The organism is Desulforhopalus vacuolatus (assembly GCF_016918505.1).
In the GTDB taxonomy this organism is placed as follows: Bacteria; Desulfobacterota; Desulfobulbia; order Desulfobulbales; family Desulfocapsaceae; genus Desulforhopalus; species Desulforhopalus vacuolatus.
The window spans coordinates 1-255 of sequence record NZ_JAFFPZ010000157.1; the positions used below are offsets into that span (position 1 = coordinate 1).

Consider the following 255-nt stretch of genomic DNA (forward strand, 5'->3'; position numbering starts at 1 on the left):
AACCGTCGTGGTAACGTCCGCGCCAGCAATCGGAGCATCGTTGGTACCGTTGACCGTGATCTGAATTTGCACCGTATCGGTACCACCCTGATCATCAGTCACCGTAACAGGAACCGTTAAGATCACGAAATCGCCAACGTTCAAATGGTCGTACGTCGCATCGGTTGGATCGAAAGTGTATTGTCCATCTGCGTGCAGCGTAAACCCTGCCGGAGCAGTTGAACCTGGAGTGACAGCAAAGGTAGCCGTCGAATC

1 protein-coding gene is annotated in these 255 nt (G+C 52.9%); it reads right to left on the reverse strand.

Features of this window, described 5'->3' with window-relative positions; all coding sequences use genetic code 11:
• Positions 1-255 (reverse strand): VCBS domain-containing protein (locus JWG39_RS16320; protein WP_205220478.1); only part of this gene is annotated, 255 nt, incomplete at both ends.